Annotated in this window: 8 protein-coding genes; 3 read left to right on the forward strand and 5 right to left on the reverse strand. The window is 72.8% G+C overall.

The annotated features are described in order from the left end of the window. Positions 1-56 precede the first annotated feature (56 nt). The 3 genes from DZF91_RS15490 (at position 57) to DZF91_RS15500 (ending at position 3,383) form a co-directional block, all read left to right on the forward strand. Positions 57-1,070, forward strand: a complete 1,014-nt coding sequence (locus DZF91_RS15490) for an ABC transporter permease (RefSeq protein WP_117358182.1) — start codon at positions 57-59, stop codon at positions 1,068-1,070. After that, positions 1,070-2,161, forward strand: a complete 1,092-nt coding sequence (locus DZF91_RS15495; protein WP_117358177.1) for an ABC transporter ATP-binding protein — start codon at positions 1,070-1,072, stop codon at positions 2,159-2,161. The genes DZF91_RS15490 and DZF91_RS15495 overlap by 1 nt, the downstream gene beginning before the upstream one ends. A 148-nt stretch (positions 2,162-2,309) precedes the next feature. Beyond that, positions 2,310-3,383 carry an ABC transporter ATP-binding protein gene (locus DZF91_RS15500; protein ID WP_268915946.1) on the forward strand — a complete coding sequence of 358 codons (1,074 nt, stop codon included), beginning with the start codon at positions 2,310-2,312 and terminating at the stop codon, positions 3,381-3,383. A 280-nt stretch (positions 3,384-3,663) separates the two neighbouring features. On the opposite strand, the gene DZF91_RS15505 is transcribed toward DZF91_RS15500, so the two are convergent. The 5 genes from DZF91_RS15505 to DZF91_RS15525 form a co-directional block, all read right to left on the reverse strand. Then, complete coding sequence (locus DZF91_RS15505; RefSeq protein ID WP_235834314.1) at positions 3,664-6,171, reverse strand: ABC transporter permease; 2,508 nt, start codon at positions 6,169-6,171, stop codon at positions 3,664-3,666. Further along, complete coding sequence (locus tag DZF91_RS15510; protein WP_117358180.1) at positions 6,168-6,965, reverse strand: ABC transporter ATP-binding protein; 798 nt, start codon at positions 6,963-6,965, stop codon at positions 6,168-6,170. Before DZF91_RS15510 ends, DZF91_RS15505 begins: the two co-directional genes overlap by 4 nt. A gap of 264 nt (positions 6,966-7,229) precedes the next feature. After that, on the reverse strand, positions 7,230-7,910 hold the full coding sequence (locus DZF91_RS15515; protein ID WP_235834315.1) for a response regulator: 681 nt from the start codon (positions 7,908-7,910) through the stop codon (positions 7,230-7,232). Between the two features lie 57 nt (positions 7,911-7,967). Then, a complete protein-coding gene (locus DZF91_RS15520; protein WP_117358181.1) occupies positions 7,968-9,188 on the reverse strand; it encodes a sensor histidine kinase in 1,221 nt (406 codons plus the stop codon). A 302-nt stretch (positions 9,189-9,490) separates the two neighbouring features. Beyond that, entirely contained in the window at positions 9,491-10,510 is a 1,020-nt protein-coding gene (locus DZF91_RS15525) for a RecB family exonuclease (RefSeq protein ID WP_117358184.1), read from the reverse strand. Positions 10,511-10,773: the final 263 nt, after the last annotated feature.

Raw genomic sequence — 10,773 nt, forward strand, 5'->3', positions numbered from 1 at the left:
CGCCGACCGGAGGTGACCCACCGGTCACCTTCGGTCGGCGGGCGGTGCCGCGCAAAGTGTTCGCATATCTCATCAGACGCGTCATCGGGGCCGTCCTCATGCTGGTGATCGTCAGCATGGTGGTGTTCGGCATCTTCTTCGGTATCCCGAAGCTCGCCGGACAGAACAACGACCAGCTCGCCGCCTCCTTCGTCGGCAAGGCCCCCACGGCGGAGGCGATCCAGCAGACCAAGCAGCGGCTGAACCTCGACAAGCCCATCTGGGTCCAGTACGGCAAGTGGATCCAGGGCGTCGTCGCCGGCCAGGAGTTCAACAACGGTCCGACCGTCGAGCACTGCTCCTCGCCGTGCTTCGGCTACTCGTTCAAGAACAACCAGGCCGTCCTGCCGCAGCTGGAGGACCGCGCGCCGGCGACGCTGTCGCTCGCCGCGGGCGCCGCGGTGATCTGGCTGATCTCCGGTGTGTCCGTCGGTGTCCTGTCGGCGCTCAAGCGCGGCAGCCTGTGGGACCGCGCGGCGATGGTGGTCGCACTCGGCGGCGTCTCGCTGCCGATCTACTTCACCGGCCTGGTCGCCCTCGCGCTGTTCTCCTACAAGCTCGGCCTGCTCCCCGGCGGCGGCAGCTACGTGCCGTTCTCGCAGGACCCCGCGACATGGTTCCAGTCGCTGATCCTCCCCTGGATCACGCTGGCGTTCCTGTACGCGGCGACCTACGCGCGGCTCACCCGCGCCGGCATGCTGGAGACGCTCGGTGAGGACTACATCCGCACCGCGCGCGCCAAGGGCCTGCCGGAGCGGACGGTCATCACCAAGCACGCCCTCCGCTCCACCCTGACCCCCATCCTCACGATCTTCGGCATGGACCTCGGCCTGCTGCTCGGCGGCGCGGTGCTGACCGAGCACACCTTCGGCATCGCCGGGCTCGGCCAGCTGTCCATCGACGGCATCACCGGCAACGACCTTCCGGTGGTCCTCGGCGTGACCCTGGTCGCCGCGCTGTTCATCGTGGCGGCGAACCTGATCGTGGACCTGCTGTACGCGGTCATCGACCCGAGAGTGAGGCTGGGCTGATGAGCGACGCCAAGCGTCCCGCGGAGACCCTGAACGGCGGGCCGGCGGAGGTGACGGCCGGCTCCGCGCCGTCCACGGCCTTCCTGGAGCTGCGCGACCTGAAGATCCACTTCCCGACCGACGACGGCGTGGTCAAGTCCGTCGACGGCCTGTCGTTCAAGCTGGAACGCGGCAGGACCCTCGGCATCGTGGGCGAGTCCGGCTCGGGCAAGTCGGTGACCAGCCTGGGGATCCTGGGCCTGCACAACCGGCGCAACGCCCGCGTGTCGGGCGAGATCTGGCTGGACGGCACCGAGCTGGTCTCGGCGTCGGAGGAGCAGGTGCGGCGGCTGCGCGGCCGGAAGATGGCGATGATCTTCCAGGACCCGCTGTCGGCGATGCACCCCTTCTACACCGTCGGCGCCCAGATCATCGAGGCGTACCGGGTGCACAACGACGTGTCCAAGCAGGTCGCGCGCAAGCACGCGATCGACATGCTCGGCCGCGTCGGCATCCCCAAGCCGGACAAGCGGGTGGACGACTACCCGCACCAGTTCTCCGGCGGCATGCGCCAGCGCGCCATGATCGCGATGGCGCTGTCCTGCGACCCGGAGCTGCTGATCGCCGACGAGCCGACCACCGCGCTCGACGTGACGGTCCAGGCCCAGATCCTGGACCTGATCCGGGACCTGCAGCAGGAGTTCAACTCCGCGATCATCATGATCACCCACGACCTGGGTGTCACCGCGGAGCTGAGCGACGACGTCCTGGTCATGTACGGCGGCCGGTGCATCGAGCGGGGCACGGCCGGTGAGGTGTTCCACGAGCCGGAGCACCCCTACACCTGGGGCCTGCTCGGTTCGATGCCGCGGCTGGACCGGCTGCGCAACGAGCGGCTGCAGCCGATCCCCGGGTCTCCGCCCAGCCTGATCAACCTCCCGTCGGGGTGCGCCTTCAACCCGCGCTGCCCCTACGCCGACCAGACCGACGGGCGCAGCACCGCCGACCGGCCGGAGCTGCGGGAGACCGGGCCGGGGCACCTGGTGGCCTGCCACCTGCCGACGGACCGGCGGCGGCAGATCTTCGCCGACGAGATCCGGCCGAAGCTGTGACCGCGCGCACGGCGCACGCCGGGGCCCGACCGGCCCGGCGTCCCCGGGCCGTGGAGACCGGCGCACACCCGGGGGACCCGCTCCCCCCTAGCACGATCGCGGAGACAACGTGAGCACATCGCAGAGCCCAGCGGGCGCCGAGGGCACCGTGGCGGCGCCGGGCGCCAACGCCAAGCCCGCCCGGACGGGCGAGCCCCTGCTCGAAGTGACCGACCTGCGCAAGCACTTCCCGGTGACCGCCGGCCTGCTGCGCCGGCAGGTCGCCACCGTCAAGGCGGTCGACGGGGTGAGCTTCTCGGTCCACAAGGGCCAGACGCTCGGCCTGGTGGGGGAGTCGGGCTGCGGCAAGACCACCACCGGCCGGATGATCATGAAGTTGCTGGACTCCACGTCGGGGAAGATCGCCTTCGAGGGCCACGACATCACCCGGTACTCCCAGGCCCGGATGCGCCCGCTCCGGCGGGACATCCAGATGATCTTCCAGGACCCGTACTCGTCGCTGAACCCGCGCAAGACGGTCGGCGCGATCGTCGGGGCGCCGTTCCGGCTGCAGAACATCCAGACCGAGAACGGCGTCAAGAAGGCCGTCCAGGAGCTGCTGGAGCTGGTGGGCCTCAGCCCCGAGCACTACAACCGCTACCCGCACGAGTTCTCCGGCGGCCAGCGGCAGCGCATCGGCATCGCCCGGACGCTGGCGCTCAAGCCGAAGCTGATCGTCGCGGACGAGCCGGTGTCGGCGCTGGACGTGTCGGTGCAGGCGCAGGTGGTCAACCTGCTGGAGGACCTGCAGGACGAGCTCGACCTCACCTACGTGGTGATCGCGCACGACCTGTCGGTGGTCCGGCACATCTCCGACCGGGTCGCGGTGATGTACCTCGGCAAGCTGGTCGAGATCGCCGACCGCGACGACCTGTACGAGCGCCCCATGCACCCGTACACCAAGGCGCTGCTGTCGGCCGTGCCGATCCCGGACCCCGCCCAGCGCGACAACCGCGAGCGGATCCGGCTGCAGGGCGACGTGCCCAGCCCCCTGGACCCGCCGCCGGCCTGCCGCTTCCACACCCGCTGCTGGAAGGCGCAGGACATCTGCAAGCAGGTCGAGCCGCCGCTGGTCGAGCTGTCGCCCGGGCACATGGCCGCCTGCCACTTCCCGGAGAACACCACGGTGTCGGAGACCGACGTGGTCGCCAAGGCCGCCGTGGTCTCCCCGGAGGCCGACTGACGGGACGCGGGACGGGACGACCGGGAGCTCGTCCCGTCCCGCCCCGCCGGTGAAGGCCGACAAGCGACCGGCCCGTACGGATCACTCCGCACGGGCCGGTCGCTTTCTCTGCTGGTCCCCTGCTTCGCTCTCTCCTCCCGCCGCCGCGCCGCTCACCCCCGCGAGGGGAGAGAGAAGGCGGTACTGGAGCGGGGCGGCGGGGGAGAAGGCGGGGCTGGAGCGGGGTGGCGGGGCCCGGTTCCTGCCGGTCCCCGCCGGTCCCCGCCGGGCCCCGCCGGGGTCACTCGGTGGAGATCGCCTTCAGGACGTCCATCCGCCCGGCGCGCCACGCCGGCCACAGCGCCGCCAGGACGCCGATCACCGCCGCCACCACCAGGTAGCCCGCCAGCGTCCCCACCGGCACCGACAGCTCGCTCAGGCCCTTGTCGCGCAGCGCGTGCTGCAGCGCCGCGCCGAACGCCACCCCGATCCCGATGCCGAGCAGCGCGCCGAACACCGCGATCACCACCGACTCGGCGCGGATCATCCGGCGCAGCTGCCGCCGGCTGATCCCGATCGCCCGCAGCAGCCCGATCTCCCGGGTCCGCTCGATCACCGACAGCGCCAGCGTGTTGACCACCCCGACCGCGGCGATGACCACCGACATGATCAGCAGGATCGTCAGGAACGTCACGAACCCGTCCACCTGCTTGCGGGCGTCGGCCTTGAGCGCCGACTGGTCCTGCACCTTCACGTCCGGACGCGCCGACAGCGTCCTCTCGATCGCGGCCTTGGTCGCCGCGTCCGCCCGGTCCGCCGTCACGATGATCACATCGACGGCCGGGTCCGGCGTGTGCGCCAGGTACGCGCCCTGCGCGACCACTCGCCCGCCGAGGAACTGGTTCTTGGCGTACACGCCGCGGACGTGCAGCGTCTCGGTCCGCCCGTCCGGGAACAGCAGCGGCACCGCCGACCCCACCGACAGCGAGTCCTTCCTCGCGGTGGCCTCGTCGACCAGCATCCCGTCCCGGCCGAGCGCCCCCGACCCGGACACGAGCCTGGCGCGGGTTCCGCTCAGCATCTCCGCCGTGTCGCCCGACGTGTACCGCACGCGCTTCCCGGAGATCTTCGCGCTCCCCGAGTACATCGCGCCCGCGTCCTTCACCCCGCCGGTCGCCTTCACCCTGGCGACCAGCTCCGGCGCCAGCCCGCCCGCGCCGGTCGGCTCGACCACGTAGTCCGCGCCGAACTGCTTGTCGACCTGCGCCTCCACCGACGACCGCATCGACGACCCGAGCACGTTCACCGCCGTGATGAGCGCCAGGCCGATCATCAGCGCGGACGCCGTCGCCGCCGTCCGGCGCGGGTTGCGCAGCGCGTTCTGCCGCGCCAGCCGGCCCGGCGTCCGCAGCAGCCGCGCGAACGGCCACCCCAGCACCCGCACCACCGGCCGGCTGATCACCGGCGCGAGCAGCGCCACGCCGAGGAACACCGCGAACGCGCCCACCCCGACCGGGACCACCGCGTTCGACACGTGCCCGAACAGGCCAAGGGTGATCAGCGCCGCGCCCACCAGCGTCAGCAGCGACCCCGCCGCCAGCCGGATCCGCATCGACCGCTGCGGCATCGCCACGTCGTCGCGCATCGCCGCGACCGGCGGCACCTTCGCCGCGCGCCGCGCCGGGAAGTACGCCGACACGACCGTCACGACGATCCCGACCGTGTACGACCACAGCACCGGCGTGGCCGTGAACGTCAGCCCGCCGCCCCCGCCGGTCGTGGACTGCAGCAGCGCCGCCAGCCCGACCCCGGCGCCCAGGCCCAGCGTCGACCCGACGAAACCGACCGCGACCGCCTCGCCGATCACCGCCCGCGTCACCTGCGACCGGGCCGCGCCGATCGCCCGCAGCAGCGCCAGCTCACGGGTCCGCTGCGCCACCAGCATCGAGAACGTGTTGAAGATGATGAACGCGCCCACGAAGATCGAGATCAGCGCGAACACCAGCAGGAACGTCCGGAAGAAGCCCATGAACGACGCGACCGCCGACTTGTTCTCGTCGCGCAGCTTCGCGCCCGTCACCGCCTCGGTCCCGGACGGCAGCACCCGCGCGACCCGGTCCCTCAGCGTCGCCTCGTCCGGGCCCGTCGACCCCATCCGGATCTCGCTGAAGTAGCCCGGCCGCAGCAGCAGGCTCTGCGCCGTCGGCGTGTCGAACGCGACGATCGTGGCGCCCATCATGTCGCCGATGTCGGCGGTGCCGACCAGCGTCGCCCGCCGCGGCCCCGCCTTCACCAGCACCGTCACCTGGTCGCCCACGGCGTACCCGGCCTTCTTCGCCGACGCCCGGTCCACCACGACCTCGCCCGCCGCCGCCGGGGCGCGCCCCGACACCAGCCGCGCGACACCGTCGTCGGACCAGTTCGTGCCGAGCTGCGGCGGCCCGTTCTGCCCCGCCCCGACGACCTTGCCGTTCCGGCCGACCAGCGCCGCGTACCCGTCGACGCTGCCCACCGGGTCCTTCACGCCCGGCACCGACCGCACCAGCGCCAGCACCGACTGCGGCAGCGGCGGACGCGGCGCGCCCTCGTCACCGGAGTCCACCACCCGCGACGCCCGGACGTCCACGGCGACGTTCTCGCCGATCCGGTCGAACAGGTCGTCGAACTTGCGGTTCATCGTGTCGGTGAACACCAGCGTCCCCGCCACGAACGCCACACCGAGGATCACCGCGACGGCCGTCAGCACCAGCCGGATCTTGTGCGCGGCGAGGTTGCGCAGGGTCACCCGCGCCATCGGGACCGCACTCATCGCGCCGTGACCCCCGGCAGCTCGAAGCCCTTCATCCGCTCCAGCACCCGCTCGGCCGTCGGCTGCGCCATCGTGTCCACGATCTGCCCGTCGGTCAGGAACAGCACCTGGTCGGCGTAGGCCGCCGCGGACGGGTCGTGGGTGACCATCACGATCGTCTGGCCCATCTCCCGCACCGAGTCCCGCAGGAACGCCAGGACCTCCGCGCCCGACCGCGAGTCCAGGTTCCCGGTCGGCTCGTCCGCGAAGATGATCTCCGGGCGGGACGCCAGCGCCCGCGCGCACGCCACCCGCTGCTGCTGCCCGCCCGACAGCTCGGCCGGCCGGTGCCCCAGCCGCGACCGCAGCCCCACCGTGTCGACCACCCGGTCCAGCCACTCGGGGTCCGGACGGCGGCCCGCGATGTCCATCGGCAGCGTGATGTTCTCCAGCGCCGTCAGCGTCGGCACCAGGTTGAACGCCTGGAACACGAACCCGATCTTGTCCCGGCGCAGCCGCGTCAGCTGCTTGTCCCGCAGCGCCGTCAGCTCGGTGTCGCCGATGAACACCTCGCCCTCGGTCACCGCGTCGAGCCCCGCCATGCAGTGCATCAGCGTGGACTTCCCGGACCCCGACGGTCCCATCACCGCCGTGAACCGGCCGCGCGGGATGCCGACCGTCACGCCGTCCAGCGCGATCACCCGGGCGTCGCCCGACCCGTAGACCTTGGAGACCCGTCGCGCCCGCGCGGCGAAGTCCTCCTCCGCCCCGGGCGCGGGGGCCGCGTCGCTTGTCGAACGGGCGGAATCAGTCACGTGCACTCCTACTGTCTCGTCTGGGACGGACCGGGGGGAAAGTGATCCGGCCCACACGAAACAGTAGGAGCCGACGGGGCGGAGAGGATGACCCGCGGGAACGGACTTTCGACTCCACCCGTGGCAGGAGACGCCGCACGGCCATCGTCCGTGGGGAGTAGACACCCCTGAGACCGACCCCGGGGAAACCGATCAGGGAGGCCTCAGGACCCCGTCGGCAGGACGAAACGGACGAGCCTCCCACCGCCGCCCAGCCGCGGAGGGCTACTGCTGACCGGGGCGGCTCAGACCCGTCTCGTACGCGTACACCACGGCCTGCACCCGGTCCCGAAGCCCCAGCTTCGCCAGGACGTTCCCCACATGCGTCTTCACCGTCGTCTCGCTCACCACCAGATCGGCGGCGATCTCCGCGTTCGACTGCCCGCGCGCCACATGCGCCAGCACCTCGCGCTCACGCTCGGTCAGCGTGTCCAGACCCGGCGGGGGAGAGGCGTCCCGCACCGCGGGCAGCCGCGTCGCGAACCGGTCCAGCAGCCGCCGCGTCACGCTCGGCGCCACGATCGCGTCGCCCGCCGCCACGATCCGGATCGCCTGCACCAGGTCCTCCGGCGGCGAGTCCTTCAGCAGGAACCCGCTGGCCCCCGCCCGCACCGCCTCGATCACGTACTCGTCCAGATCGAACGTCGTCAGGATCAGCACCCGCGGATCGTGCGACGCCGCACCGTCCCGGATGATCCGCCGCGTCGCCTCGATGCCGTCCACACCCGGCATCCGGATGTCCATCAGCACCACGTCCGGCAGCAGCGACCGGGTCAGCTCCACCGCCGCGGCCCCGTCACCCGCCTCGCCCACCACCGCGAGATCCGGCTCCGCCTCCAGAATCAGCCGGAAACCCGTCCGCAGCAGCGGCTGGTCGTCCACCAGCAGCACCCGCACCGTGCTCACGCCGCCACCGTCCCGTTCATCCACGCACCCCAGATCCACCGGCCACCCTACGCGCCGTCACGCCGACAGCGGGAACCGGGCCCGCACACCGAAACCCCCGCCCACCCGGGGCCCGATCCGCAACTCGCCCCCGTACAGCGCCACCCGCTCGTACATCCCCACGAGCCCGTGCCCCGGCTTGTCCCCGTTGTCCGCCACGATCGTCGCGGTACCGCGCCCGTCGTCCTCGATCTCCACCGTCAGGTCCTCCGCCGTGTACCGCAACCGCACCCACGCCCGCGCCTGCGGACCCGCGTGCTTCAACGTGTTCGTCAACGCCTCCTGGATCAGCCGGAACGCCGCCACGTCCACCCCCGGCGACGGCGTCCGCGCCTCACCCTCGATCCACAGCTGAACCGACAGGCCCGTCTCCCGCACATGGTCCAGCAGCTCACCCAGATCGCCCAGCCCCGGCTGCGGCGCCAGCTCGCCCCGCGCGGCCTGCCCGTCCCGCTCGGTCCGCAGCACCCCCACGATCCGCCGCATCTCGCTCAGCGCCGTCCGCCCGACCTCCTCGATCGTGGACATCGCCTCCCGCGCCCCGCCCGGATCCCGGTCGATGATCCGCCGCGCCGCGCCCGCCTGCACCGTCATCACGCTCACATGGTGCGCCACCACGTCGTGCAGCTCCCGCGCGATCCGCGACCGCTCCTCGATCCGCGCCGCCCGCGCGTCCGACCCCCGCGCCCGCTCCAGCCGCGCCGCCCGGTCCTCCAGCTCGGTGAAGTACGCCCGCCGCATCCGCAGGTTCCGGCCGAGCACCCACACTCCGACCACCAGCGCGTTGTTCGTCAGGTACTCCAGCAGCGTCATCCGCATCGGGAACGCCAGCAGCAGCGCGTTGAACCCCACCAGCGCCACCACACCGCCCAGCGCGCTGTGCGCCAGCGCCCGGTGCGCCGCCACGCTGTACACGGCGATCATGTACGCCACCGAGTCGGGGACGGACGGCACGTACCCCCACAGCGACAGCAGGCACTCGCCGGCCAGCACGATCCACAACGTCGTGAGCGGGAACCGCTGCCGCAGGACCAGCGCCGACGTCACCGCCGCCACCAGCACCCCCTGCCGCGCGTCCGGCGCGGTGAACAGCCGCGCCTCCACCGCCGACCGGTCGCCCAGGAACAGCTCCGGCAACCCCACCGCGAGCAACGCGAGCGCCAGGACGGCGTCGGCCGACTGCGGCCGCGCCGCCAACCAGGCACGGAAGGTGCGAAGACCACGGATGCGGGGTGACACGCCTCAACCCTAGGAGGTCACACCAGGTCGAAGTGCCCTCCTGAGCGGGGATCCGCACTCCTCCCCAAGAAGGAGACCCGCCACGGCACCGGCCGCCCTGCCCGCCACCAGCACCGACCCGCCCGGACGAGCAGGCCGGACGAGCAGGCCGGACGAGCAGGCCGGACGAGCAGGCCGGACGGAAGGGACCGGACGGATGGGACCGGACGGAAGGGATCGGACGGGCGCGCCGGGCGGCGACCGGCGTCGACCACCGGGCGGGGGAGCGGGCGGGGAGAGGCCCGCGACGCCCCTCGGAGCGGTCAGAGGTCGTCCAGACCCGGCGCGGGCTCCGGCACCACCACGTCCCGCCGCGCCACCGGCGCCGTCGGCAGCGGCGGCGGCGTCCCGCCGAACTCCGGGCACCGCTGCCGGTGGTCGCACCAGTCGCACAACCGCGACGGACGCGCCCGCCACTCACCCGACTCCGTGGCCCGCCGGATCGCCAGCCACAGCGCCTCCACCTTCCGCTGGGTGGCCCGCAGATCCGCCTCGTCCGGCGCGTACCGCAGGACCTCCCCGTTCTTCAGGTACATCAGCTGCAGCAACCGCGGCACCTCACCCCGCAGCCGCCACAGCACCAGCGCGTAGAACTTCATCTGGAACAGCGCCCGCGCCTCGAACTCCCGGCGCGGCGCCGACCCCGTCTTGTAGTCCACGACGCGGACCTCGCCCGTCGGCGCCACGTCCAGCCGGTCGATGTACCCCCGCAGCCGCAGCCCCGAGTCGAGCACCGTCTCCACGAACAGCTCGCGCTCCGCCGGCTCCAGCCGCCGCGGATCCTCCAGCGAGAAGTACGACTCGACCATCCGCCGCGCCTCGGCCAGCCAGCCCTCGCGCTCGGCGTCGCCCGCCGCGTCCGCCTCGAACAGCGCCGCGAGCTCCGGCTCCTCCGCGCACAGCCGCTCCCACTCCGGACCCAGCAGCTCCAGCGCCGCCGCCGGGGTGCGGTCCGCCCGCGGCAGGTCGTACAGCCGCTCCAGCACCGCGTGCACCAGCGTGCCCCGCACCGCCGCCGGACTCGGCTTCTCCGGGATCCGGTCGATCACCCGGAACCGGTACAGCAGCGGACAGGTCATGAAGTCGCCCGCCCGCGACGGCGACAGCGAACCGGTCACCTCCGGGTCGACCGCCGCGGCGGGCGTCCCACCGGCGGCCTCCTCCGACTCCCCGGCGGCCTCCCCGGGCGCCCCCAGGGCGGTCCCGGCGGGCGTCTCCGCCGCCGGGGCGGCACCCGTCTCCGCCGCGCTGGTCGTCCCGTCCTCGGCCCCGGTCCTCGTCATGTCCAGCAAGGGTAGGCGACCGCACCGACGAAATCCCGCACCGCCCGCGGGCACGGAACCCCCACTCCGGGGCCGTAGCATCGACAACGTGACAGACAGCGCACCCGTGACCGACGGCGGCAGCGGCCCCACCGGCTCCGGACCGACCGGAGAACCCGGCGGTCGCCCCACCCGCGACGCCACCGGCGCGCCGTCCGGCGCCCCCGCCCACGAGACCACCGGCCCCGGCGACATCCCCGGCACGGCCACGTCCGCCGAGGCCC

Origin of the sequence: Actinomadura logoneensis (assembly GCF_003428695.1) — a bacterium.
Classification (GTDB): Bacteria; Actinomycetota; Actinomycetes; order Streptosporangiales; family Streptosporangiaceae; genus Spirillospora; species Spirillospora logoneensis.